This window comes from Aeromonas sp. PrichA-15, from assembly GCF_017939245.1.
Lineage (GTDB): Bacteria > Pseudomonadota > Gammaproteobacteria > Enterobacterales > Aeromonadaceae > Aeromonas > Aeromonas caviae.
Genome location: NZ_JAGKRH010000069.1, coordinates 1 through 22,820 on the forward strand (window position 1 = coordinate 1; position 22,820 = coordinate 22,820).

Below are 22,820 nucleotides of genomic sequence, written 5' to 3' on the forward strand. Positions count from 1 at the left end.
CGGTATAACCTGGCCAGAAGGAGGCAATATCAATATGATGCACGGCGACAGCAGGGTGATGGTGGTGGTGTGTTTGGAGACAGCCAGTTTACCAGCACCCTGTCTGTCAACTTCCACTTCCCCAAGATCCCGCGAAGAACCTTTTTATTTGCACGTTTCGGCCTCAGAGGGCCGGGGCATCGTAGTCCGCGGGCTCGTCGCTGTAGACGCAGACGTTCCACTTGGCCGCGAGGCCATCATCCGCGAGGCAGTAGCGCTCGAAGAAGGCCTTGATACCGGCGCGCTGGCAATGGGCCTCGAAGCTCGCCATGTCGCGCCAGATCTCGTTGAAGACGATGGGGAAGCTCTCCCCCTCGGCAAAGGGGCTCTGGATATGGCGGGTGACGATGTACTGCAGGCAGCCATCTTCACGCAGGGTGTCGGGCTCGAGCCCTTGCAGGACGCGGAACAGTGCCTGCTCCTGGCCCGGCTTGGGCTGGAACTGGGCGATGCAGTAAACCTTCTTGGACATCGTGGTCTCCTTGCCGTGTCTCAACCCCGCAGGGCGACGACCCGGTTGTCGATGAGGCGGGCCTTGCCCAGATAGGCGGCCATCAGGATCACCAGGCGCTGGCTCTCGGCGCTGGCGGATTCCAGGGTGTCGGCATCGACGATGTCGATGGCATCCGTCCTGAATCCCGCGTTGTCGAGGCGTTGGCTGGCCTGGGCAACCAGGGAGGGGAGGTGACTGTTCCCCGCTTCAATCTGCTCGGCAATCCAGTTCATGGTGCGCGCGAGCTCGGGGGCAATGGCCCGTTCGGCAGCGGTCAGATAGCCGTTGCGCGAAGAGAGGGCCAGCCCGTCTTCGGCCCGCACGGTGGGCACGCCCACGATCTCGATGGGCATGGCCATGTCGGCCACCATCTTGCGAATGAGCGCGAGCTGCTGGTAATCCTTCTCGCCAAAGCAGGCCACGTTCGGCTGTACCAGATTGAACAGCTTGGTGACCACGGTGCTGACCCCGCGAAAATGCCCCGGACGCAGCGCCCCTTCCAGCAGGCTGGAGATGCCGGGCACCTCGACGAAGGTCTGGCTGGCGAGCCCCTGGGGATACATGATCTCCGGCGTCGGGGTGAAGACCAGGTCGACACCGGCGGCCTCCAGGGCGGCGCAATCCTGCTCCAGGGTGCGGGGGTAGTTGGCGAGATCCTCGGCCTTGTCGAACTGCAAGGGGTTCACAAAGATGCTGACCACCACCTTGTCGCCATGGCGGCGGGCCTCCTCGACCAGGGTGAGATGACCCTGATGCAGATTGCCCATGGTGGGCACGAATGCGATGGCGCGGCCTTCGCGATGCCATTGACCGATCTGCTCGCGCAGCGCGGCGGGATTGTTCACAACCAACATCGTCAGTTCACCTTCAGATGAATCAATAAAAGAGGGGGTCGTCAGGGGGGAGGGCAAGACGGGGGCACAGGCCCCCGCGCGCATGACGACAGAAAGTCAGTTGAAGCAGTGCTCGGGGCCGGGGAAGGTCCCCTCGCTCACCTGCTGCACGTAGAGACGAATGGCGGCACGCATGTCACCGGTCTCGGCCAGGAAGTTCTTGGTGAACTTGGGCACATAACCCGAGGTGATGCCGAAGGCATCGTGCATTACCAGGATCTGGCCATCGGTGGCAGGGCCGGCACCGATGCCGATCACCGGAATGCGCAGCGCCTTGGTGATGCGCTCTGCCAGAGAGACGGGCACGCACTCGAGTACCAGCAACTGGATGCCGGCCGCTTGCAGCTCCAGCGCCTGGCGGTAGATCTCCTGGGCGTGGAATTCGTCGCGCCCCTGCACCTTGAAGCCGCCAAACACGTGGACGGATTGCGGGGTCAGGCCGAGATGGCCGCACACCGGCACCCCGTTACGGGTGAGGTGGCGGATGGAGTCGCACAGCCAGTCCCCCCCTTCCATCTTCACCATGCGGGCACCGGCCGCCATCAGGCGCGCCGCGTTCTGGTAGGTTTGCTCCGGGGTGGCGTAGCTCATGAACGGCATGTCGGTCACCACCAGGGCATTGGTGGTGCCGCGCACCACGCAGCGGGTGTGATAGACCATCTCGTCCATGCTGACCGCCAGGGTGTCGTCTCCGCCCTGCAATACCATGCCGAGGGAGTCGCCGATGAGCAGCACCTGGGCGCCCTCGTCGTCGAACAGCTTGGCGAAGGTGGCGTCATAGGCGGTGATGGCGGTGATTTTCTGTCCGTCCTGCTTCATCTTCTGCAGGTGGGTAGTGGTGATCTTGCTCATTACGTTGTTCCTACTCTTCTCTACTCGCCTGCTGCACCGGCCAGGATCGCGAGTCCATTGCGCGGGCAGCGGGCAACCAGTTCGGTGAGCGGGGTGCCGCAGGGCAGCACCAGGGAGGGGGCTATCTCGGCAAGGGGGAGCAGGACGAACTCCCGCTCCTTCATGCCATAGTGAGGCACCGTCAGGCGCTCATGCCGGATGACCTCGTCGCCGTACAGCAGCAGATCGAGATCCAGGGTCCGGGGGCCCCAGCGCTCATCCTTGCGCACTCGCCCCTGTGCCTGCTCGATGCGCTGCAGCTCTTCCAGCAGCGCCAGGGGGCTGAGGCGGGTGGCAAGGCGCGCTACGGCATTGACGTAGTCCGGCTGATCCGCAGGGCCCATGGGGCGGCTGCCGTAAAGGCGGGAGGTCTGCAGCAGCTCGGACTCGGGCAGGGTCGCCAGCGCGGCGATGGCGCGACGAGCCTGGCCGAGGGGGTCGGCCAGGTTGGAGCCGATGGCGACGAAGACCTCGATCATCGGCGGATCCTTACTCTGCCGACTTCGGCTTGCGGCGACGGGGGCGACGGCGGTTGCGGCCATTGCCGCTGCGCTTCTCGCCATCACCGCTGTGGGAGTCGGCGCGCTCGCCGCTCGCCGGGCGGCGGGTCGCCTCCCGTTGCAGTTGCGGGCGCACATCCGGGTTGGAGGCCACATAGCGTTCCCACCAGCTCGCCAGCTCGCCGAGGCCGCGCTCGACCCGGTTGCGCAGCAACAGGAAGTCGAAGGCCGCACGGAATTTCGGGTGCTCCATGGCGCGCTCGGGGTGCTTGCCCTGGCGGCGGGTCAGGCGCTGCTGCAGGGCCCAGATGTCGCGCACGTCCGTGGTGAAGCGGCGTGGCACGGCGATGATCCGCACCTGGTTGTCCAGCACCTCGTTGATGGCCAGCATGAAGGCATCGTACCAGGGCAGACCGCTCTCGTTTTCCAGCACGCGGCCGCGGGCCTCGACGGCGCCCCACAGCAGGGTGGCGTAGAGGAAGGCGGGGGTGACGCGCTTCTCTTCACGGACCCGGGTATCGGTGTCCATCAGCGCCTGCTCGATGAACTGCTCGTAGGGCGAGTTGCCGTGGGGGGTGAACAGGCCGGCTACCTGGGGGAACAGCGGCTGGAACAGCCCGTATTCCCGCAGCAGCTTGTAGGTGGCCAGACCGTCCCCCGCCAGGAACAGCTTGAGGGTCTCTTCGAACAGGCGGGCGGCCGGGATGTCCTGCAGCAGCGGGGCCAGCTCCCGGATGGGGGCGGCGGTACGCGGGCTGATGGTCATGTCCAGCTTGGCGGCGAAGCGCACGGCGCGCAGCATCCGCACCGGATCTTCACGGTAACGGGTCTCGGGGTCACCGATGAGCTCCAGCCTGCGCGCGGCCAGATCTTCCAGCCCACCCTCGAAATCGTGCAGGGTGAAATCCTTGGCGCTGTAGTAGAGGGCGTTGACGGTAAAGTCGCGACGCTCGGCATCCTCTTCGATGGTGCCGTAGACGTTGTCCCGCAGCAGCATGCCTTCATCGGACTGGGCCGACACATGCTTGCTGGTATTGACCTGATGGTGGTGACCCCGGAAGGTGGCCACTTCGATCACGTCACGACCAAAGACGATGTGGGCCAGGCGGAAACGGCGGCCAATCAGGCGGCAGTTGCTGAACAGCGCCTTGATCTGTTCCGGCGTCGCGTCGGTGGCGATGTCGAAATCCTTGGGGGTCTTCCCGAGCAGCAGGTCACGGACACCGCCGCCGACCAGGTAGGCCTCATAGCCCCCCTTGTTCAGGCGATAGAGCACCTTGAGGGCATTCTCGCTGATCTCTTTGCGCGAAATCGGGTGCTGGTCACGGCTCAAGGTACGGCGCTGTCCGGCGACACGGGCCGGAATGGGGGACTCCACCGACTGCTCGCCGTCTTCCTTGCCGAGCACTTTGCGGCAAAAGTTTGCGATCTGGGAAAAAATGGTACACCTCGTTATGACTTCAAATTGACGGGAGGCCAAAAAAATAGCGGCCTATCATAGCTCAGCCCCAACCAAATGAGAAACGGTGTGGCCTGCTTCCCCTTGATTGGTCCTTTTGGGGTAAGAAATGCAGCCGAGGCTAGCTTTGCCCTTGCGGGATCTTCTGCTGGCGGGGCACCCGGACCAGCTGCCAATGGGCGATGCCCCAGCCGATGATCTCGTCGATCCGGCTGGCCATCAGCTCGGGCGGCGGGCACTGACCGAGAAAGTGCAGCGCCTGCCACAGGGCCGGTCGTACCTCGTCCTGCGACAGCGCCGGCGCATGGTTCTGCTTGGAGAGCTTGTTGCCATCCGCTTGCACCGCCAGCGGCAAGTGCACCCAGGCGGGCACCTCTGCCCCCAGAGTCTGGTAGAGGGCAATCTGGCGCACCGTGGGTTCCAGCAGATCGGCGCCGCGGACGATCTCGGTGATGCCGCTGTCCATGTCATCTACGACCACCGCCAGGTTGTAGGCGTAGAGCCCGTCCCGGCGGCGCACGATGAAGTCCTCCTCCGCCAGCGCCGCGGGGACGGTGATCTCTCCCTGCAGCGCATCCTCGAACCGATAGACCGGGTGGTGCTGGCGCAAACGGGCGGCACACCCCTCGGCGGTCATCCCCAGGGAGCGGCAATGGCCGTTGTAGAACCCCCCTGCGGCCATGATTTCGCGCCGGGTACAGCGGCACCAGTAGAGATCCCCGGCCCGATAGAGCTGATCGATGATCTCGTCATAGCGGCCATGGCGCGCGCTCTGGAACATCACCTCCCCATCCCAGCCAAGACCGTGTGCCTCCAGGGTGGTGAGGATAAGGTCAGCCGCTCCCGGCATCTCCCGCGGGGGGTCGATGTCTTCGATGCGCACCAGCCAGCGTCCCTGCTGCGCCCTGGCCTGCAAGAAGCTGCCAAGGGCGGCGACCAGGGAGCCGAAGTGGAGCGGACCGGACGGTGAGGGGGCGAAGCGGCCCACATAGGGGCGTCGGGAGGGGGGGGATGTCATGACCATGGCAATTCGGGTAGGCGATGCATTGAGGCTGCATTCTGGGACGGCCCGACCAAAAGCTCAATAAAAAAGGGAGCCTGGGCTCCCTTTTCGTTTCTGTGGATGGGCGGCATCAGCCAGCCATCTGTTTTTCCTTGATCTCGGCCAGCGTCTTGCAGTCCACGCAGAGGTCTGCGGTCGGACGGGCTTCCAGACGGCGGATGCCGATCTCGATGCCGCAATGCTCGCAGTAACCGAAGTCATCTTCTTCGAGCAACAGCAAGGTTTTCTCGATCTTCTTGATCAGCTTGCGTTCACGGTCGCGGGTGCGCAGTTCGAGAGCAAACTCTTCTTCTTGCGCGGCGCGATCCACGGGATCCGGGAAGTTGGCAGCCTCATCCTTCATGTGGTCGACGGTGCGGTCAACTTCCTGCATCAGTTGGTTGCGCCAGGCTCCCAGGATCTTGCGAAAATGTACCTTCTGTTGGTCATTCATGTACTCCTCACCGGCTTTCATCTGGTAAGGCTCTACACCCGCAATGGCCAGGGGGCCCAGAGATTTCCTGTTTTCGCCTGTTGGCATGCCCTGTCTCCTAATTCAGCACGCTACCCGTGCCATCCATAAATTGAGGGCGACATCTATAGCAGAAGGGTCAACGGGAGGCAAACAAGCCTTATCAATAATGTTACCCACTTCTGCATTTATTCTCTGCCCTCGGGTAGCATATGGTCAGATTCAAATGGGATAAAATCCTGAGCCACCATGCCCTGCACCCCAACATGGGGGCGATAGCATAAAATTTCAACCCCTGCCGCCATCGCCTGTTCAACAAGCTGACTATAGTGCGGATCGATATGGGCTGCAGGGCGCATTCTCGCGATGCCGGAGTGCAATACCATGAACAGCAGCACGGCCCGGTGCCCTGCCGCCTTCATGGCCATCAATTCACGCAAGTGCTTGGCGCCGCGGGTGGTGACCGCATCGGGGAAGTACCCCATGCCGGGTTGCTCCCGCTCGTCGAGCAGGGTGACGGATTTCACCTCGATGTAACAATCCGGTCTGTGGTCATCTTCCAGCAGCAGGTCGATGCGGCTGTTCTCTTCCCCGTATTTCACTTCGGTGCGCAGCCTGGCATAGCCTGCCAGGGGGGCGAGAGCGCCCTGTTCGATGAGCTCTCGGGCGATCTGGTTGGCACGGGCCGTGTTGACGCAGATGAAGTGACCCGCCGGGCTCTCGGCGATTTCCCAACTGTTTGGCAGCTTGCGCTTGGGGTTGTCGGATGTGGAGTACCAGACCCGGGTGCCCGGCAGGGCGCAGCCGGTCATGGCACCTGTATTGGCGCAGTGGATGGTGATCACCTCGCCGTTGTTGAGCGCCACATCCGTCAGGAAGCGCTTGTAGCGGGAGATCAGCAGCCCGGATTGCAGGGGGGGATCGAAGATCATGGGGTGAGCTCCTCGCGGTGCGGGTTTTTGACGCGGGCCCGCAGGGGCCAGCAGGCGAGCGGTTCGTAGTGGACGCCGTCCGGCGTGCTGACGGATTGATAGAGGCAGAAGCGATCGGCCCTGAGCAGAAAATCCGGCGCAGGCAGCTCGCCGGGGGCCTCGCCCGCCTTGCGCGACAGGGTGACGTGGGGGCGATAGCCCTGCTCGCCGTTGCCCAGCCCGAGTTTTTCTCCGTGGCGGCGCAGTGCCCTCGCGAGCACGGTCAGCTCGTTCGGCCACTCACCGGGGCCCACCCAGGCGGCTTTGGCGCGCTGAAACCAGCCGGTCTGATCCAGATGGACGCTGAAAGGGGGGCAGTGCTGTCGCTCGGCGGCCGCGATCAGGCGAGCCTGGGTCGTTTCGTCGGCCTCCCCGAGAAAGGCCAGGGTCAGATGCAGGTTGCTCTCGGGCACCGGCTGGCCGGGCCAGGGGCGCTGGTCTCGCCAGGTCGCAAGCTCGGGGGCAAGCTCTGGCAGGGGCAGGGCAAAGAAGAGTTTGGGCATGCGGCGTGTCGGTCCTCGTGATGGGCATCGGATAAGGGCCATTCTATGGCAGCCGCTCCCGGGATGTCTTGCCGTGTTGCACCTGACGCTTCCTGCCCCTGCCCGGCAGGGGCGCTTACGATGGCCGGGAGGCTGTGGCAGAATGGACCCCTTTCAGAAGTGTCACAGAAGGTGCCCATCGCTTTGTCTTCCCTCCCCATCGTCCCGGTGTTGCCCGAACTCTTTGCAGCCCTCGACAACCATACCAGCGTGATCCTGCAGGCGCCCCCCGGCGCGGGCAAATCGACCCTGCTGCCCCTGGAGCTGGTGCGCCAGCACCGGCTGCCCGGGCGCATTATCATGCTGGAGCCCAGGCGCCTCGCGGCGCGCAACATCGCGAGCTTCCTCGCGCGTCAGCTGGGGGAGAAGGTGGGCGAGCGCATCGGCCTGCGAGTGCGCGGGGAGAGCCGCACCAGCAGCCAGACCCGGCTCGAGATCGTGACCGAGGGGGTGCTGACCCGGATGCTGCAGCAGGATCCCGAGCTCACCGGCGTGTCGCTCGTCATCTTTGACGAGTTCCACGAGCGCAGCCTGCACGCCGATACCGCGCTGGCCTTCGCCATCGAGAGCCAACAGGGGTTGCGCGATGATCTCAAGCTGCTGGTGATGTCCGCCACCCTGGATGGCATGGCCCTGGAGCGCCTGCTGCCAGGCGCCCCCGTGGTGCGCTCCGAGGGGCGCGGCTTTCCCATCGAGTACCACTATCGCCCCGCCAATCGCCAGCAGTGGTTGGAGCCCCAGGTCGGCGCTGTGGTGCTGGAGGCGCTCGCCAGTCAGGCTGGCAGTGCCCTGGTGTTCCTGCCGGGACAGGGGGAGATAGAGCGGCTGGCACAGTGGCTGGAAGGGCGGTTGCCAGGGGGTGTGACCCTGGCTCCCCTCTATGGCCGTCTTGACCTCGCGGCCCAGCAAGCGGCCATCGAGCCTGCGCCTGCGGGTCGTCGCAAGCTGGTGCTCACCACCAACGTGGCGGAGACCTCCCTCACCATCGAGGGGATCTCCGTGGTCATCGACAGCGGATTGGAGCGGCGCGCCACCTTCGATATCAAGAGCGGCGTTACCCGGCTGGAGACCCGGCCCATCGCCAAAGCCTCCGCCACCCAGCGGGCGGGGCGGGCAGGGCGGCTTGGCCCCGGCGTCTGCTACCGGCTCTGGAGCTGCGAGGTGCAGGAGCGCCTCGCCGAGCAGAGTCCCCCCGACATCCTGACGCAAGAGCTCACCGGCCTGCTGATGGACGCCGCCCAGTGGGGGGCCCGGGTGGAGGCGCTGCCCCTGCTGGACATGCCACCCCCTGCCGCCGTGGCCAGCGCCCGGCGGTTGCTGGTGGCCCTGGGCGCCATGGCCCCGGAGGGTGAGCAACAACTTACCCCGGCAGGCCGTGCCATGGCGGCCTTCGGCACCCATCCCCGCCTCGCCCGCATGTTGCTGCGGGCCCGGGAGCTGGAATCCGAGGGTCTGACAGAGATTGTCGCCGATGCGGCTTTCCTGGTGGCGCTGCTGGAAGAAGATCTGCGAGGATCGGAGCGCCTGTCCGTGCAGTTCCACCGCCGTCAGGGCGCCCTGCGCCAGGGGGCGGCCCGCTGGTTCGAGCGGCTCGGCGTGCGGGCAAGCAGCCCGCAGGGTCAATGGCTGGGGTTGCTGTGCGCCCTCGCCTGGCCCGATCGCATCGGCAAGCTGCGCAGTGGCAGCCGCTATCAGCTCAGTGGCGGGGTGAGCTGCGATCTGGTAGAAGGGCATCCCTGCCAGGGGCAGGGGGCCATCGTGGCCGTCGAAATGGGTCAGAACGAGCGCGGCAGCCGCATCTTCATCGCCGAGCCGGTGGCGCTGGATGAGTTGGTGCGCCAGCTGCCCGAGCTGGTCGGCGAGCGCCAGTGGTTCGACTGGGACGATCGGGAGGAACGGGTGCGTGCGGAGCGCCAGCAGGTGCTCGGCGAGCTGGTGCTCGGCCAGCGGCCGCTGACGGATCTCTCCGATGAACAGAAGGGGCGCTGCCTGCTGCAGGGCATCCGGCGCAAGGGGCTGCACGTGCTGCCCTGGGACGAGAGCAGCGAGGGGCTGCTGGCCCGCTTGCGCTGCGCCCGCGACTGGCTGCCCGACGAAGCCTGGCCCGCCATGGATGAGGAGAGCCTGCTGGCCGACCTCGAGCAGTGGCTGCTGCCGGCGGTGAGCGGCATGACCCGGCTGGAGCAGTTGAAGCGGCTCGACATGAGCGACATCCTGCGCCAGTCTCTGCCCTGGCCCCTGCCAAGGCGGCTGGACGAGGCGCTGCCGAGCCACTTCACCGCACCGACCGGCAGCCGGGTGCGGATCCGCTACCAGCCGGGTCAGGCGCCAGCGATCCCGGTGCGCATCCAGGAGATGTTCGGGCTGGGCGCCACCCCATGCGTGGCCGATGGCCGGGTGCCCCTGGTGGTGGAGCTGCTCTCCCCGGCCCAGCGCCCCTTGCAGATCACCGCGGATCTCGCCGCCTTCTGGGCGGGATCCTATGAGCAGGTGAAAAAAGAGATGAAGGGGCGCTACCCCCGTCACTACTGGCCGGACAACCCGCTGGAGGCGATGCCGACCCGGGTGACCAAGAAGAAGATGGGATTGCAGGAGTAGCCGACGGGGCAGTGATCGGTCGGCACGACCAGAACAAGATGGCGGTGGCACAGCCCCCTCCACAACAGGCATCGCAGGCCGCTCGCATCAGCGGGATGGCGAGGAGAACGACAAGAGGATTTATGGCAACCCAACGACGCAAGCGCACGCCCAAGAAGGCGGCGCCCAAACGCACCATCTGGCGCACCCTGTTCTGGCTGGGCTTCAAGCTCTCTCTGGTGGTGGCGGCCTTCATGGTGGTGTTTGGCATCTATCTCGACACCAAGGTGCGCGAGCGCTTCGACGGGGAGAAGTGGCAGTTGCCTGTGATGGTCTACAGCCGCCCGTTGGAGCTCTATCCCAGCCAGCGGCTCTCCCAGACCCAGATGCTGCGCGAGCTCAACATGCTGAGCTACAAGCAGGTGCGTCAGCCTCATACCCCGGGTGAGTACGCGGTGAGCGGCAACCGCATCGAGCTGGTGCGCCGGCCGTTCGAGTTCCACGACGGTGCCGACGGCGCCCGTGGCCTGCGCCTCACCTTCAACGGGGCGCGCCTCGAGGGGATCCAGTCCCTGGAGAACCAGCGCCAGCTCGGCTATGCCCAGATGGACCCGGTGCTGCTCGATCGCCTCAACACCGAGGATCGGGAAGACCGCCTGCTGGTGCGCCTCTCCGAGGTGCCGGACAGCCTGCTGGTGACGTTGCTCACCACGGAAGACAGGGACTTCTACCAGCACGGCGGTGTCTCGCCGGTGGCCATCATGCGCGCCATGGCAGCCAACCTGCTGGCGGGGCGCACCGTGCAGGGGGGCAGTACGCTCACCCAGCAGCTCGCCAAGAACTTCTTCCTGACCCGTGAGCGCAGCCTGTGGCGCAAACTGCAGGAAGCCTACATGGCGGTGCTCATCGACTACCGCTACAGCAAGGACGAGATCCTGGAGGCCTACCTCAACGAGGTCTATCTGGGGCAGAACTTCTCCCAGGGGGTCTACGGTTTCGGGCTCGCCTCTTACTTCTACTTCGGCATTCCGGTCAACGAGCTGGACATCGATCAGGTGGCCCTGCTGGTGGGCATGGTGAAGGGCCCCTCCTATTACGATCCCTGGCGATTCCCGGACCGGGCCAAGGCGCGCCGGGATCTGGTGCTGAAACTGCTGGCGGATCACGGCAGCCTGACCCAAGCCGAGTATGACCTGGCCAGCAAGCAGCCCCTTGGCATCATCGCCCGCGGCCAGATGAGCTATGGCCGTACCCCGGCCTTCATGGGGCTGCTCAAGCGGGAGATCCAGAACCGCTTCGGCCCGGATCTGCTCAAGCAGTCCGGCCTCAAGATCTTCACCAGTCTGGATCCCATCGCCCAGCACGCCGCCGAGCAGGCGGTGGAGTCGGGTCTGGCCACCATCGAGAAGCAGCGTGGCAAGAAGAAGCTGGAGGCGGCCATGGTGGTCTCCGACTGGCACAAGGGCGAGGTGGTCGCCATGGTGGGGGGACGAGATCCCCGCTACGCCGGCTTCAACCGGGCACTGGATGCCCGCCGTCAGATTGGCTCCCTGGTCAAACCGGCGGTCTACCTGACCGGCCTCTCCAACGGCCTGACCCTGGGCACGCCGCTTAAAGATCAGCCGATTCGGATTCGCGGCCAGGATGGCCAGATCTGGACGCCGCAGAACTACGACCGCAAGTTCCGCCAGAGCGTGCCCCTGATGGAGGCGCTTGCCAGCTCCCTCAACGTGCCGACCGTCAACCTCGGGATGCAGATAGGCCTGGACAAGGTGGTGGACACCCTGCACAAGCTGGGGGTGCAGCAGGAGATCCAGCCCTATCCGTCCCTGGTGCTGGGGGCGGTGGCCCTCTCGCCCATGGAGGTGAACCAGATGTACCTGCCCATTGCCAACCAGGGGTTGACCCAGCCCCTGTCGGCCATCCGGGCCGTGGTGAATGGCGAGGGGCGCCAGCTCTACCAGCATGACGAAGCGGCCAAGCGAGTGACGGATCCCCAGGCAAGCTGGCTGACCCTGTTCGCCATGACCAAGACGGTGAGCCAGGGGACGGCCCGTGCGCTCGGTGCCAAGTTCCCCGGGGCCACCATGGCCGCCAAGACCGGTACCACCAACGAGCTGCGTGACTCCTGGTTTGCCGGGATGGACAACAACGAGCTGGTGAGTGTCTGGGTCGGCCGTGACGACAACACCCCGGCCGGGCTGACCGGTGCCAGTGGCGCCCTGCAGCTGTTCAGCGGCTACATGAGCCAGCGCGGGGTCAACAGCCTGGGGCTGAAGATGCCCGAAGGAGTGAGCTGGGCCAACTTCTCCCGCTCGAGCGGTGCCCGGGTGGCCAGCGATTGTCCCGGCAGTCTCCAGGTGCCGGCCAAGCTGGCCGGTCTGGCCGAGCCCATGAGCTGTGCCAGCCCGGTCTCGGACCCGGCGAATGCCCTGGACAACTGGTTCAACGGTTTCTTCAACTGACGAAGACGGGCAGCGCAGGCTGCCCGTTTTGCAAGGATTGCCATGACCCATCCTCTGTTTGAGGCCATCCATCACGTGGCCATCATCGCCAGCGACTATCCGCGCTCGCGCCACTTCTATCACCAGGTGCTGGGGTTGCCCATCATTGCCGAGACCCTGCGGGCCGAGCGTCAGTCGTGGAAGCTGGATCTGGCGCTGCCGGACGGCAGCCAGCTGGAGCTGTTCAGCTTCCCGGCGCCGCCACCGCGCCCCTCCCGGCCGGAGGCGTGCGGGTTGCGCCACCTGGCGTTTCGGGTAGCGGATCTCGACCGGGTCATCGCCCACCTGGAGCAGCACGGGGTGGAAGTGGAGCCGGTGCGGGTGGACGAGCTGACTGGCAAGCGCTTTACCTTCTTCGCCGACCCCGACGGCCTGCCGCTGGAGCTGTACGAGGCAGCGCGTTAGGCTGCCTGTTGCAATCTGGGTGATCGGTTTGACCATGAAAAGGCCGCCCTGGGAACAGAGCGGCTTTTTTCATGGGGTTGGAGAGGGGATCATGCTGTGGTCAGCAGGGCGACCGCCACCGCCATCACCATCATGCCGAGCCAGCCGACGGGTCTGAGGCGCTCGCCGAACAGCAGCAGGCCCCCGAGGGCGGTGCCCAGGATGCCGATGGCGCCCCAGGTGGCATAGGCCACGGCCAGATCGATCTTGCCGGTACTGACCGCCTCGCTGAGCAGCGTGAAGGCACAGAGCACCAGCAGAATGCCGAGGACGCCCCACCCCTTGTCGCGAAAACCGATGGAGCGGTTGATCGCCATGTTGGCGCCGATATCCAGCAGGGCGGCGCCCAGTACGATGATCAACGGGTGCATGGGGCTTCCCTCCTCTGGCGGGTGGGGGCTGGTACATCATGGGTCTCGCCCAGGGTCACCATGACAATCCCCACTATGGCCAGCGCCAGTCCGATCCACTCCTGGATGCTCAGCTCGTAGCCGAGGAACAGGACGGAGACGGCGGTGATGAGGGCGATCCCCAGCCCTTCCCACAGCGCAAACGCGATACCAATGGAGATTGTCCTGGCGGCCTTGGCGAGCAGCAGGTAGGAGAGGGTGATGAGGAGCCACATCGGCAGATAGTGGATCCAGCCGCTCTCGCTCTTTGGGATCAGGGCCATGGAGGAGGTGCCGGCGACCTCGGTCAGGATGGCGCCCGTCAGGAAGAGGCGGGCCAAAAGCAGGGGACGGGATGACATGCAGTTTCCTTCTGTTGCTGCGACGAAGAGAGGATAACGGCACCCGAAACGGGCAAGGTTATCGCTGAGCGTCGAGAAAGCTGTCGCTGCTTGTTTGCCTTGGGGGCGGGGCAGGGGATAAGGTGGTGATGGAATAATCTGCCGCCAGTTTGAAGTCATGAAGCTAAATCAGATACAACTCTTTGTAGAAACAGCAGACAGTGGTTCGATAGCCAATGCCGCCAGACGACTTGGCAAGAGTCGCAGCGCCGTGAGCTCGGCGATTGCAACCCTGGAAGTGGAGCTTGGCGTCGAACTTTTCGAACGAGGGGCGAATCAGAGCCGGCTGACCGAAATCGGCGAGCAAGTACTGGACGACTGTCGGCGGCTGTTGCAGGCCGCGAACAGCCTGAAGCTCAAGTGCGAGCACCATGCCTCCGGTGCCGAGGTGGCGCTGCGGGTAGCCCGGGACGACGCCATTCCCGAGGTGGTATGGCGCGAGATGCTGGGGGCCTTGCGTCGCCAGTTTCCGGGCACCAGCATCTCCCTGGTGCTTGCCTCACCGCCGGAGCTGCCGGCCTTGGTGGAAGAGGGGTTCGTGGATGCCGCCTTCGGCCTCATCACCGAGGAACAGGAGCGCAGCGGTCTTTGCATCGACGTGCTCAACCCGATCCGCACCCTGATGGTGGTGGCGCCAAGCCACCCGCTGGCTGGGCTGAAGCGGGTGTTGCAGCAGGATCTGACCGATCACACCCAGGTCACTCTCTCCTATGTGGACGCGTTTTCGGTCAAGAGCCTGCTGCCCATCGGGGGGCAGCATATCGGGTTGTCGAGTTTCGAACTGATGCGGGATGCGGTGCTGGATGGTCTGGGCTGGGCGGTGCTGCCTTCACCCCTTATCCAGAGCCAGCTGCGCCAGGGGGAGCTGCTGACCCTGAAGCACAAGTTCAGTCTGCAGTGGCGCGATTACGGAGTCTATCTGTCGGAGAACGCCCATCACGGCAAGGTGCTGGCCTGGCTGAAGAAGGCCATAGAAGCCTATCTCGAACCCTTCGAGTAGCCGCCAACCGGGGCGGGCACCCCGGTTGGCAGTGAGAGGGGATCAGCGCAGGCCGTGACGGGGGACGCGCTGGCGGGAGCGAAATGGCAGCAGCAGGAGGCCGAGCAGCAGATCCCCCGCCAGGGAGGCCAGCAGACCCGCCGCCACGCCGCAGAAAATGGCGGCCTGTTTGAGGGGGACCACATAGCCGTAGTTGTGCAGGGTATCCTGCCAGAGGGCGGGATCGGCGCGCAGCAACAGGTGGGAGAGCTGCTGGTACCAGGGGCTCTCCCGCACGGCGATCTCCCCCTGAAGGTGCTGCTGCTGGTTCACCAGTTGCTGGAGGCTGGTGGCATCCTGGGTGAAGACGGGATCCTGGCTGGCACCGTAATGGGCGACCAGCGCCTGCAGATCGCCATTGAAGTGCTGGTCCGCCGTGCGCTGGAAGGGGGCCAGCGCCAGACCTGCCTGCTGCAGCCGGGCATCCAGCCGCTGGAAGTAGAGATCGACCAGCCCGGGGATCTGTACACCTGCCAGCAAACCGAGGGCAAACAACATCATGCGAAGGTAGCTGCGCATCATCATCATCCTGAACGAAGGGAGCGCCCATACTAGCCGCAACCGGTGGGAGAGCCAAGGAGGGGGCGCGCTTGCCCACCCGGTCGGCGGCGCCAAAAGAAGAGCCGATGGAATACCTTTGTTACACGAATTCTTACACTTTTGTGATGCAAGTCATCTTGCGGCTGGCCTAGAATGAGCGTTTTTCGAAGGACACGTCGGCATGAGCAAGTTCATTCCTTTCTATCTGGCCGGGGGCCTCATCGCCTTCAGTTGGGGCGCCCTGCCTGAGCACGGCCCCTGGGATGGGTGGGATCTCGCCCTCTTCCAGCTGGTCAATGGCTGGATTGGCCACTCCCCCCGTTGGGCCGATGTGGTGGCCATCACCAACAACCGCCTGTTCGATCTGGCCGCGCTGGCCTGCATGGGCGGGATCCTTGCCGGTTGCTTCTTCCGTGCCGACGGGCAGGAGCGCCGTCGTCTGGTGGCCATGGGGGTCGTGATGCTGCTGGGGGCTCTGGTGATCAATCAGCTCGGGCATCTGTTGCCGGTCAGCCGTCCCAGCCCCACCTTGATGGTGGACGGGGCTCTGCGCCTGACCGAGATCAGTGCGATTCCCACCAAGGACTCCGCCGGTGACAGCTTCCCCGGTGATCACGCCCTCTTCCTGATGATCTTCGCCGGTTTTGCCCTGCGCTATCTGCCGCGCTGGGCCGGGGTAGTTGCGGTGGTGATGGTGCCCCTGTTTTCGGCGCCCCGCATCCTGGCTGGTGCGCACTGGATGACGGACGTCTATGTGGGCGCTCTTTGCCTCTCCCTGATCTGCCTGCCGCTGCTGTTGCTCACTCCCGTGTCGGATCGCCTGATCGACCGCCTGGCTCCCCGGCTGCCACGCTGGATTGCCTGACGGAGAATGAAAAAAGAAGGCGGGTCACCCCGCCTTCTTTCGTTTACGCCTCACCGGTGCTGTGGTCGTCGCGAAATGACCAGGACTACGCCCGATTAGCCCGGGCTGTCGCCCTCCCAACCAGTATGGATAGCCCCATTCGGGTTCTGCCAGCCAAAATAGTCGGGGCCAAACGTTTGCACCCGTCGTCTCATGATCCTGGCCAGGATTTTTTCCCTCCGCTGCCTTAGAATCGCCGCCCGTTGTTGGAGGTCTCCCCATGCTTGTCACTTTTCTGCGTCTCTTGTTTATCGGTTGTGCCCTGGTCTTTCTCTTTATGCTGGTCCGTGCCTGGTGGCACAAACGGCGTCATGGCCAGCTCGAAGCCACCCCTTTCTGGCCGGTGGCGGCCATCGGTTTTGTGGCCAATTTTCTCGATACCCTGGGGGTGGGGAGCTTTGCGGTGAAGACCGCCTGCTACAAGCAGTTCAGGCTGATCGATGATCGGGTGCTGCCCGGTACCCTCAACGGCCAGTGCGTGCTGCCGACCGTGACCCAGGCTCTCATCTTCATCGGCGTGGTCAACGTGGATCCCATGACCCTCATCAGCATGATGGCGGCGGCAGCAGCCGGTGCGGCCTGGGGCGCCCGTTACGTGGCTTCCTTTGATCGCCAGACCATCCGGCTGGTGATGGCGGTCTCCCTGCTGGTGGTCGCCGGTCTCATCTTTGCCGGTCTGCTTGGGCTCTTCCCCCTCGGTGGCGAGGCCATGGGGCTGAGCGGTTACAAGCTGGGGATCGCCCTTGCCGGCAACTTCCTGTTCGGAGCCCTGATGAACGTCGGTATCGGCCTGTTCGCCCCCTGCATGACCCTGGTCTATCTGCTCGGCATGAACCCGCTGGTGGCCTTCCCCATCATGATGGGATCCACCGCCGTGCTCAGCGTCTTCTCGGCGGGGACCTTCATTCGCATGGGGGCTTTCGATGCGCGGGCCGTGCTGGCGGTGGCCATCTTCGGCCCCATCGGCGTGGTGCTGGCGGCCATGCTGGTCAAATCCATGGAGATGGAGATGCTCAAATGGCTGGTGGCCTTCATCGTCATCTATACCTCCTGGACCATGTACGCCTCCTGGCGGGCGGCTCGTCGCCCCACCGCGCAGCTGGCTGCGGATATCGCTGGTTAGCCTGCACCAGTGCGGCTTCCGCCCTGGCACCGAGAAACACATAGAGCCCCAGCGCCAGCAGCAACCCCACGGCGCAGCCCATCACCCCCACCGCAGGCCAGAGCAGTTCGCTCTGGCCGAGGGATCCCTTGAACAGCAGCAGCAACCCCTCGATGGAGACCGCGATCAGGATGGCGGCGATAAAGCGGGTAATGGTGCGCCGGATGGCGCTGTGGCGGAAGATGTCCTTATGCAGTAGCACCTCCTCTTCGAGGATGGTCTTGCCGAGATCGAACACCGCCAGGGCGAGCGTGAGGAAGATGATGGCGCTGAAGGCCCCCAGCCGGTTCTGCTGGGTGCCGCACAGGAGCAGATAGAGCTGTTCCAGCCCGTGCCAGATGAGGGTGCCGACGATGAGAAACAGGGCCAGACTCAGGACGACGTAGACGGCCCTGAACCAGGGAATGGCGCGCCGCCGCTCCCTGTCCCCCATCAGCCAGGCGATCAGCTGGTGCAGGTTGATCTCCAGCTCCCGGCCATGGCCCTGCACCAGCAGGCGCAGCTGCCCCTGGGCCGCCGGAACGGGCGCCAGTATGGCTGGCCTGATCTGGGGGGCCAGGCTCTTTACCTCCTCGACGAAGGCATAGGTCTTGAGAGACGCCTCGGGGAGGGTGAGCAGCCCCAACAGCAGGGGGGCCAGCTCGGTTTCGTACTCCTGATAGCGCCGCAGCACATCGATGGGGCTCATCTCTGCCATATACACCTCGGTCCAATGGGCTCCTGAAGCAGGGACCTGCAAATTGTGGGCCTGATTTATGACAGCCCGTGTACGGCGCGGCGCACCAGCAGGTGGCAAGGTTCCGGTGAGGGACTTAAAGATGCACCACTACGGTGCCTTGTCGGTGCGAGCAAACAAAAAAGGGCCCCATCGGGGCCCTCTGCACATCTTGCGGCTTGTCAGCCAGCCAGCTTGGCGAAGCTGCGCTCGGCGGCCGCCAGGGTGTGTTCAATCTCCTTGTCCCCGTGGGCAAGCGACAGGAAGCCCGCCTCGTAGGCGCTCGGTGCCAGATAGACACCCTCTTCCAGCATCAGATGGTAGAAGCGCTTGAAGCGTTCCATGTCGCAGCGGGTCACCTGCTCGTAGCGGGTGATCTCGGGCTCGTCGGTGAAGAAGAAGCCGAACATGCCGCCCACGTAGTTGATGGCAAGCGGGATGCCGTGCCTGGCGGCGGCGGCTTTGAGCCCTTCGGCGACACGGGCGGTCTTGGCGCTCAGCTGCTCATAGAGGCCCGGCTCCAGCAGCAGATCCAGCATGGTGAGGCCGGCGGCCATGGCCACCGGGTTGCCGGAGAGGGTACCAGCCTGATAGACGGGGCCGGTCGGGGCGATGTGCTGCATCACCTTCTTCTTGCCGCCGAAGGCGCCCACCGGCATGCCGGCACCGATGATCTTGCCGAGGGTGGTGAGATCCGGGTCGATGTTGTAGTGGCCCTGGGCACCACGCAGGGAGACGCGAAAACCCGTCATAACCTCGTCCAGGATCAGCAGGGCGCCGAACTCGTCACAAATGGCGCGCAGCCCTTCCAGGAAGCCGGGCACCGGCGGGATGCAGTTCATGTTGCCGGCTACCGGCTCGACGATGATACAGGCGATCTCGCTGCCGTACTGGGTGAAGGCTTCGCGCACCGAGTCCAGATCGTTAAAGACACAGGTGAGGGTGTGCTTGGCAAAGTCGGCCGGTACACCCGGGCTGTTGGGCTGGCCCAGGGTCAGGGCGCCGGAGCCTGCCTTCACCAGCAGGGAGTCGGCGTGGCCGTGGTAGCAACCCTCGAACTTGACGATCTTGTCGCGGCCGGTGTAGCCGCGGGCCAGCCGGATGGCGCTCATGGTCGCCTCGGTGCCGGAGTTGACCATCCGCACCTGCTCCATGGAGGGGACGATCTGGCGCACTTTTTCGGCCATCAGCACTTCGATCTCGGTCGGCGCACCGTAGCTCAGTCCCTTCTCCACCGCCTTGATGACGGCGGCCTTGATGGCCGGGTGGTTGTGGCCCAGCAGCATGGGGCCCCAGGAACCGATGTAATCCACATAGGCCTGGCCGTCCACGTCATAGAGGTAGGCACCATCGGCGTGATCGATGAAGCGGGGTGTGCCGCCGACCCCGTTGAAGGCGCGGACTGGTGAGTTGACGCCACCGGGAATGGTCTGGCGGGCCTGTTCAAACAGCTGATCTGATTTTGACATGGATCATCCTTAATGGGATTTTGGTCGTTACCCGGGCACAGGCTGCCGATTGCGGCTCGGCAGGGGATGGCGGGAGGAGTATGCTTTGCGCTCTCGCCCCGGACTCTCGCCCGTGAAACATGAAACGGGCCGACTATAGCAGAAAGGCCCAGAGCTGGGCAGCCGAGGCCGAGGTGTGTCTGGTCCTCGTTAGATGAGCGTGATTATCCATGGAGCAACAAGCCATTCCTTCCGCCGACGCGGCCTCGCTGCGTCGTCCTCAAGTCTTGCAGCGCCTGATACGGCGGGACAAGATGCCGCTGCTGGTGCTCCTGTTGGCGGCCCTGGTCGGCCTGCTGGCAGGCCTGGTGTGCGGATTGTTCGAGTCTTGCGTTCACTGGCTGGCCCAGCAGCGTGTCGACTTGCTGGCCGATCGCCCCTGGTGGCAGCTTGGCCTGCTCGGCTTTGGTTTCAGCGCCCTGCTGGGGTTGGTTGGCTATTTCCTCACTCATGCCTTTGCCCCCGAGGCAGGGGGGTCCGGTATCCCGGAAATTGAAGGGGCCATGGACGACCTGCGCCCGGTACGCTGGTGGCGGGTGTTGCCGGTGAAGTTTTTTGGCGGGGTCTGTACCCTGAGTTCCGGCATGGTGCTGGGGCGGGAGGGGCCCTCGGTGCAGATAGGGGGCAACCTCGGCAAGATGGTGGCGGATATCTTCCGGTTGCCCAAGGAGCATGGCCACGCCCTGCTGGCTGCCGGTGCGGCGGGTGGTCTCGCTGCGGCCTTCAATGCCCCGCTGGCAGGGATACTGTTTGTCATGGAAGAGATGCGACCGCAATTTCGCTACTCCTTCCTCGCCATCAAGGCGGTCGGGATTTCGGCCGTCATGGCGACCCTGATGCTGCAGAACATGGAAGGGCAATCCCCCGTCATCATGCTGCCTCACTACGACGCTCCGGCCTTGAAGGCGCTCTGGTTGTTTCTCTTCATGGGGGGCTGCTTTGGTGTGCTGGGGTTCGTCTTCAACAAGCTGGTGCTCGCCTGTCAGGATGGTTACCTGGCATTGCATCAGAACAAGCGCCACCGCTTCGTCATCATCGGCATGGTGGTGGCTGGAACCTTTGGCATGCTGTCGCTGTTCGCCCCTTCGGTCACTGGAGGGGGAATCGAGCTCATCCCGCATCTGACGGGGGGAGACTATGCGATGGCGACGCTCTTCATCATCTTCTCGGTGCGACTGGTGGGTACCCTCATCTGCTTTTGCTCGGGGGCCCCTGGTGGTGTCTTTGCGCCGACCCTGGCGCTGGGCACCCTGTTCGGGGTGATCTTTGGTCACCTGTTCCACTCTGCATTTCCCGATCTCGGCATCGAACCTGGCGCCTTTGCCATCGCCGGCATGGGGGCGCTTTTCGCCGCCACCGTACGTGCCCCCATTACCGGCATCGTGCTGGTGACAGAGATGACAGACAACTATCAGCTAATCCTGCCCATGATGATCACCACCATAGGGGCAACCCTGGTGGCGCAATGGTTGGGGGGGCGCCCTATCTATTCCCAGATCCTGGAGCGAACTTTACGGCTTGCTGCGCGTCAAAACCGGGGTGAAAGCAGCATCGCGACCGGTTAACTCTTTGTTTATCCGTATCAATCCGGCATGGTCGCGTATAGTGAAAAGAAACCAGCTGTGTTGATGTCGGCATATAGAAGAGGCCTTATGTCCCAAATCGTGAAGTTATTGGTGGTGCTGGCCGTGGGGGCATGTATCGGCTATGTCGTCGGGAACAGACAGGAGCTGGCTCAGAGCAGCCTGATGACGGTGCAGCAAGAGACGTTGGAGCGTCAGAGCAAGGCCATTGCACAACTGAAGACGGATCTCGGCGTCAGGGAGACCTTGCTGGCGACCCAGAAGGCCGCCTTCGAGCAACTTCAGCAGACGCTCAAGGATCAGGAAGCCCAGGTACAGGAGCAGAAACGTCAGCTCGCCTTCTTCGAGCGCATCATGCGTCCCACCGGCGAACAGGTGGGGGTATCCATCGACAATCTGACATTGCAGGAGACGAGTGTGCCGGGTCGCTACCACTATCGTCTGGCGCTCACACAACCCGCCAAGAAGCGGGAGCTGTTTCGGGGGCAGGTGCAGATCCGGCTCGAAGGCAGTCTGGCTGACAAGCCCAGGATCCTCAGTGGCCGGGATCTTGGCATGAAGGTGGGGGAGGGACGCTACGCGTTGCGATATTTCCAGCTCTTGGAGGGCAATTGGCAGCTTCCCTCAGGCTTCATCCCGGACAGGGTGAGAATCCTCATCCCGAAGGAGGGTCGGCAACCGGCCCAGGAGCTGGTTGCTGAGTGGAACGAGGTGCTCAAGCCTCTGGTCGCTCAACCAACCCCCTTGCCGGCAGCACAGTAAGAGAGTGGTGAATACTTGAACTAAATGGTCGGGTATTGGATAATTTCGCGGTTTCCATGTTTGTGGATGTAACGGTTGTGAGGTCAGCAATGAGTGCAGTAGCAGAAGCCCCCTTGCCCATCCAGATGACGGATGCGGCAGCCAACAAGGTAAAGACCTTGATCACCGAAGAAGAGAATCCCGAACTCAAGTTGCGGGTCTACATCACTGGGGGGGGCTGCTCCGGTTTCCAGTACGGTTTCACGTTTGACGAGAAAATCAATGATGGCGATACCGTGGTCGAGAAGAGCGGCGTCACCATGGTGATCGATCCCATGAGCCTGCAATACCTGGTCGGCGGCAGCGTGGATTACACCGAAGGCCTGGAAGGTTCCCGTTTCACCGTGACCAACCCCAACGCCACGACGACCTGCGGTTGCGGTTCCAGTTTCTCCATCTGATCTACAAGCAGCGTGATATGAAGGGCCCCGAGGGGCCCTTTTCATTTTTGTATGCCTGGCGTGGCTGGCATGTAGATCTTGATGTGGCGAAAACGGGTACCGATTGGTAGCGATAGAGAAGGTGTGCAGGCTCATTTAGATGAATCGTTGACGGCTTTTTAGTCTGATTGGTTGTTGATTAAACACCTGAACGTCTTTTTCAAATAAACACGTAGTTTTCGCTTGTCAGCGAGAATCATATCCCTATAATGCGCCTCCATCAGCACGGCGCAGTGCGCGTCTGGTCCACCTTGCAAAACAAGCTGGTGAGGGTTATAGTTTCAGGCCCTGCTCTTTAACAATTTGAATCAAGCAATCTGTGTGGGCACTCACAGCATCGAGCATCAAAAAACAATTTTTGATTTTCAATGTCTGATGAAGTGACCAAAGCAACTTTTAGTTGCAGCAGTTAATTCAGCAATTCATTGAGCCGCTTTTCGAAGCAACCAAACTTAAATTGAAGAGTTTGATCATGGCTCAGATTGAACGCTGGCGGCAGGCCTAACACATG

The 22,820-nt window shown here is 63.6% G+C and carries 23 protein-coding genes; 9 read left to right on the plus strand and 14 right to left on the minus strand.

Annotated elements, in window-relative coordinates:
* Positions 1–163: 163 nt before the first annotated feature.
* The 9 genes from J9889_RS10930 to thpR all read right to left on the minus strand — a co-directional run bounded on the left by J9889_RS10930 (position 164) and on the right by thpR (position 7,263).
* Positions 164–511: a putative quinol monooxygenase gene (locus J9889_RS10930; protein ID WP_010675576.1), complete on the minus strand. Its 348-nt coding sequence runs from the start codon at positions 509–511 to the stop codon at positions 164–166.
* 20 nt (positions 512–531) lie between these two features.
* Positions 532–1,386 carry a pantoate--beta-alanine ligase gene (panC, locus tag J9889_RS10935; RefSeq protein ID WP_010675575.1) on the minus strand — a complete coding sequence of 285 codons (855 nt, stop codon included), beginning with the start codon at positions 1,384–1,386 and terminating at the stop codon, positions 532–534.
* 96 nt (positions 1,387–1,482) lie between these two features.
* Positions 1,483–2,277, minus strand: coding sequence for a 3-methyl-2-oxobutanoate hydroxymethyltransferase (gene panB, locus J9889_RS10940; RefSeq protein WP_039040847.1), 795 nt, complete (start codon positions 2,275–2,277; stop codon positions 1,483–1,485).
* Between the two features lie 20 nt (positions 2,278–2,297).
* The gene (folK, locus tag J9889_RS10945) at positions 2,298–2,795 is read right to left on the minus strand and encodes a 2-amino-4-hydroxy-6-hydroxymethyldihydropteridine diphosphokinase (protein ID WP_210556688.1); all 498 of its coding nucleotides are present in this window, start codon (positions 2,793–2,795) and stop codon (positions 2,298–2,300) included.
* 10 nt (positions 2,796–2,805) lie between these two features.
* Complete coding sequence (pcnB, locus tag J9889_RS10950; RefSeq protein ID WP_210556693.1) at positions 2,806–4,296, minus strand: polynucleotide adenylyltransferase PcnB; 1,491 nt, start codon at positions 4,294–4,296, stop codon at positions 2,806–2,808.
* Positions 4,297–4,396: 100 nt separating this feature from the next.
* Positions 4,397–5,299, minus strand: coding sequence for a tRNA glutamyl-Q(34) synthetase GluQRS (gene gluQRS, locus J9889_RS10955; RefSeq protein WP_210556694.1), 903 nt, complete (start codon positions 5,297–5,299; stop codon positions 4,397–4,399).
* A 109-nt stretch (positions 5,300–5,408) separates the two neighbouring features.
* A complete protein-coding gene (gene dksA / locus J9889_RS10960) occupies positions 5,409–5,858 on the minus strand; it encodes an RNA polymerase-binding protein DksA (RefSeq protein WP_029314801.1) in 450 nt (149 codons plus the stop codon).
* Between the two features lie 119 nt (positions 5,859–5,977).
* Positions 5,978–6,721 (minus strand): DNA/RNA nuclease SfsA, encoded by a 744-nt coding sequence (gene sfsA, locus J9889_RS10965; RefSeq protein WP_210556696.1) that lies wholly within the window; start codon positions 6,719–6,721, stop codon positions 5,978–5,980.
* Positions 6,718–7,263 (minus strand): RNA 2',3'-cyclic phosphodiesterase, encoded by a 546-nt coding sequence (thpR, locus tag J9889_RS10970; protein ID WP_039040852.1) that lies wholly within the window; start codon positions 7,261–7,263, stop codon positions 6,718–6,720. Before thpR ends, sfsA begins: the two co-directional genes overlap by 4 nt.
* A gap of 183 nt (positions 7,264–7,446) precedes the next feature.
* Between thpR and hrpB the strand changes: the two genes are divergently transcribed.
* The 3 genes from hrpB to J9889_RS10985 all read left to right on the plus strand — a co-directional run bounded on the left by hrpB (position 7,447) and on the right by J9889_RS10985 (position 12,788).
* The gene (gene hrpB, locus J9889_RS10975) at positions 7,447–9,900 is read left to right on the plus strand and encodes an ATP-dependent helicase HrpB (protein WP_210556702.1); all 2,454 of its coding nucleotides are present in this window, start codon (positions 7,447–7,449) and stop codon (positions 9,898–9,900) included.
* A 122-nt stretch (positions 9,901–10,022) separates the two neighbouring features.
* On the plus strand, positions 10,023–12,344 hold the full coding sequence (mrcB, locus tag J9889_RS10980; protein ID WP_010675566.1) for a penicillin-binding protein 1B: 2,322 nt from the start codon (positions 10,023–10,025) through the stop codon (positions 12,342–12,344).
* A 42-nt stretch (positions 12,345–12,386) separates the two neighbouring features.
* Positions 12,387–12,788, plus strand: a complete 402-nt coding sequence (locus tag J9889_RS10985; protein ID WP_010675565.1) for a VOC family protein — start codon at positions 12,387–12,389, stop codon at positions 12,786–12,788.
* 89 nt (positions 12,789–12,877) lie between these two features.
* Here the strand turns inward: J9889_RS10985 and J9889_RS10990 are convergent, their stop codons facing one another.
* Both J9889_RS10990 and J9889_RS10995 read right to left on the minus strand, forming a co-directional pair.
* A complete protein-coding gene (locus tag J9889_RS10990; protein WP_042016297.1) occupies positions 12,878–13,198 on the minus strand; it encodes an SMR family transporter in 321 nt (106 codons plus the stop codon).
* Positions 13,186–13,578, minus strand: coding sequence for an SMR family transporter (locus tag J9889_RS10995; RefSeq protein WP_042016295.1), 393 nt, complete (start codon positions 13,576–13,578; stop codon positions 13,186–13,188). The genes J9889_RS10990 and J9889_RS10995 overlap by 13 nt, the downstream gene beginning before the upstream one ends.
* 157 nt (positions 13,579–13,735) lie before the next feature.
* On the opposite strand from J9889_RS10995, the gene J9889_RS11000 reads away from it, so the two are divergent.
* Positions 13,736–14,617 carry a LysR family transcriptional regulator gene (locus J9889_RS11000; RefSeq protein WP_039040858.1) on the plus strand — a complete coding sequence of 294 codons (882 nt, stop codon included), beginning with the start codon at positions 13,736–13,738 and terminating at the stop codon, positions 14,615–14,617.
* Positions 14,618–14,659: 42 nt separating this feature from the next.
* Here the strand turns inward: J9889_RS11000 and J9889_RS11005 are convergent, their stop codons facing one another.
* Positions 14,660–15,175, minus strand: a complete 516-nt coding sequence (locus tag J9889_RS11005) for a DUF2937 family protein (RefSeq protein ID WP_010675561.1) — start codon at positions 15,173–15,175, stop codon at positions 14,660–14,662.
* Positions 15,176–15,377: 202 nt separating this feature from the next.
* On the opposite strand from J9889_RS11005, the gene J9889_RS11010 reads away from it, so the two are divergent.
* Together J9889_RS11010 and J9889_RS11015 are read left to right on the plus strand one after the other, a co-directional pair.
* Positions 15,378–16,061 carry a phosphatase PAP2 family protein gene (locus J9889_RS11010; RefSeq protein WP_210556703.1) on the plus strand — a complete coding sequence of 228 codons (684 nt, stop codon included), beginning with the start codon at positions 15,378–15,380 and terminating at the stop codon, positions 16,059–16,061.
* 259 nt (positions 16,062–16,320) lie between these two features.
* Positions 16,321–17,223, plus strand: coding sequence for a sulfite exporter TauE/SafE family protein (locus J9889_RS11015; RefSeq protein WP_210556704.1), 903 nt, complete (start codon positions 16,321–16,323; stop codon positions 17,221–17,223).
* On the opposite strand, the gene J9889_RS11020 is transcribed toward J9889_RS11015, so the two are convergent.
* Positions 17,138–17,959 carry a hypothetical protein gene (locus tag J9889_RS11020; RefSeq protein ID WP_160837814.1) on the minus strand — a complete coding sequence of 274 codons (822 nt, stop codon included), beginning with the start codon at positions 17,957–17,959 and terminating at the stop codon, positions 17,138–17,140. The genes J9889_RS11015 and J9889_RS11020 overlap by 86 nt on opposite strands.
* A gap of 200 nt (positions 17,960–18,159) precedes the next feature.
* Positions 18,160–19,446, minus strand: coding sequence for a glutamate-1-semialdehyde 2,1-aminomutase (hemL, locus tag J9889_RS11025; RefSeq protein ID WP_010675557.1), 1,287 nt, complete (start codon positions 19,444–19,446; stop codon positions 18,160–18,162).
* 209 nt (positions 19,447–19,655) lie between these two features.
* Here hemL and clcA point away from each other — a divergent pair, with 209 nt between their 5' ends.
* The 3 genes from clcA (at position 19,656) to erpA (ending at position 22,270) form a co-directional block, all read left to right on the plus strand.
* Entirely contained in the window at positions 19,656–21,050 is a 1,395-nt protein-coding gene (clcA, locus tag J9889_RS11030; RefSeq protein WP_210556705.1) for a H(+)/Cl(-) exchange transporter ClcA, read from the plus strand.
* A gap of 87 nt (positions 21,051–21,137) precedes the next feature.
* Complete coding sequence (locus J9889_RS11035; RefSeq protein ID WP_043155743.1) at positions 21,138–21,830, plus strand: DUF6776 family protein; 693 nt, start codon at positions 21,138–21,140, stop codon at positions 21,828–21,830.
* Positions 21,831–21,919: 89 nt separating this feature from the next.
* Positions 21,920–22,270: an iron-sulfur cluster insertion protein ErpA gene (erpA, locus tag J9889_RS11040; RefSeq protein WP_010675554.1), complete on the plus strand. Its 351-nt coding sequence runs from the start codon at positions 21,920–21,922 to the stop codon at positions 22,268–22,270.
* The last annotated feature ends 550 nt before the right edge of the window (positions 22,271–22,820 follow it).

Coding starts and splice junctions, on each gene's coding strand:
- J9889_RS10930 (WP_010675576.1), bottom strand. CDS start 511: ATGTCCAAGAAGGTTTACTGCATCGCCCAGTTCCAGCCCAAGCCGGGC.
- panC (WP_010675575.1), bottom strand. CDS start 1,386: ATGTTGGTTGTGAACAATCCCGCCGCGCTGCGCGAGCAGATCGGTCAA.
- panB (WP_039040847.1), bottom strand. CDS start 2,277: ATGAGCAAGATCACCACTACCCACCTGCAGAAGATGAAGCAGGACGGA.
- folK (WP_210556688.1), bottom strand. CDS start 2,795: ATGATCGAGGTCTTCGTCGCCATCGGCTCCAACCTGGCCGACCCCCTC.
- gluQRS (WP_210556694.1), bottom strand. CDS start 5,299: ATGGTCATGACATCCCCCCCCTCCCGACGCCCCTATGTGGGCCGCTTC.
- dksA (WP_029314801.1), bottom strand. CDS start 5,858: ATGCCAACAGGCGAAAACAGGAAATCTCTGGGCCCCCTGGCCATTGCG.
- sfsA (WP_210556696.1), bottom strand. CDS start 6,721: ATGATCTTCGATCCCCCCCTGCAATCCGGGCTGCTGATCTCCCGCTAC.
- thpR (WP_039040852.1), bottom strand. CDS start 7,263: ATGCCCAAACTCTTCTTTGCCCTGCCCCTGCCAGAGCTTGCCCCCGAG.
- mrcB (WP_010675566.1), top strand. CDS start 10,023: ATGGCAACCCAACGACGCAAGCGCACGCCCAAGAAGGCGGCGCCCAAA.
- J9889_RS10985 (WP_010675565.1), top strand. CDS start 12,387: ATGACCCATCCTCTGTTTGAGGCCATCCATCACGTGGCCATCATCGCC.
- J9889_RS10990 (WP_042016297.1), bottom strand. CDS start 13,198: ATGCACCCGTTGATCATCGTACTGGGCGCCGCCCTGCTGGATATCGGC.
- J9889_RS10995 (WP_042016295.1), bottom strand. CDS start 13,578: ATGTCATCCCGTCCCCTGCTTTTGGCCCGCCTCTTCCTGACGGGCGCC.
- J9889_RS11000 (WP_039040858.1), top strand. CDS start 13,736: ATGAAGCTAAATCAGATACAACTCTTTGTAGAAACAGCAGACAGTGGT.
- J9889_RS11005 (WP_010675561.1), bottom strand. CDS start 15,175: ATGCGCAGCTACCTTCGCATGATGTTGTTTGCCCTCGGTTTGCTGGCA.
- J9889_RS11010 (WP_210556703.1), top strand. CDS start 15,378: ATGAGCAAGTTCATTCCTTTCTATCTGGCCGGGGGCCTCATCGCCTTC.
- J9889_RS11015 (WP_210556704.1), top strand. CDS start 16,321: ATGCTTGTCACTTTTCTGCGTCTCTTGTTTATCGGTTGTGCCCTGGTC.
- J9889_RS11020 (WP_160837814.1), bottom strand. CDS start 17,959: ATGGCAGAGATGAGCCCCATCGATGTGCTGCGGCGCTATCAGGAGTAC.
- hemL (WP_010675557.1), bottom strand. CDS start 19,446: ATGTCAAAATCAGATCAGCTGTTTGAACAGGCCCGCCAGACCATTCCC.
- clcA (WP_210556705.1), top strand. CDS start 19,656: ATGGAGCAACAAGCCATTCCTTCCGCCGACGCGGCCTCGCTGCGTCGT.
- J9889_RS11035 (WP_043155743.1), top strand. CDS start 21,138: ATGTCCCAAATCGTGAAGTTATTGGTGGTGCTGGCCGTGGGGGCATGT.
- erpA (WP_010675554.1), top strand. CDS start 21,920: ATGAGTGCAGTAGCAGAAGCCCCCTTGCCCATCCAGATGACGGATGCG.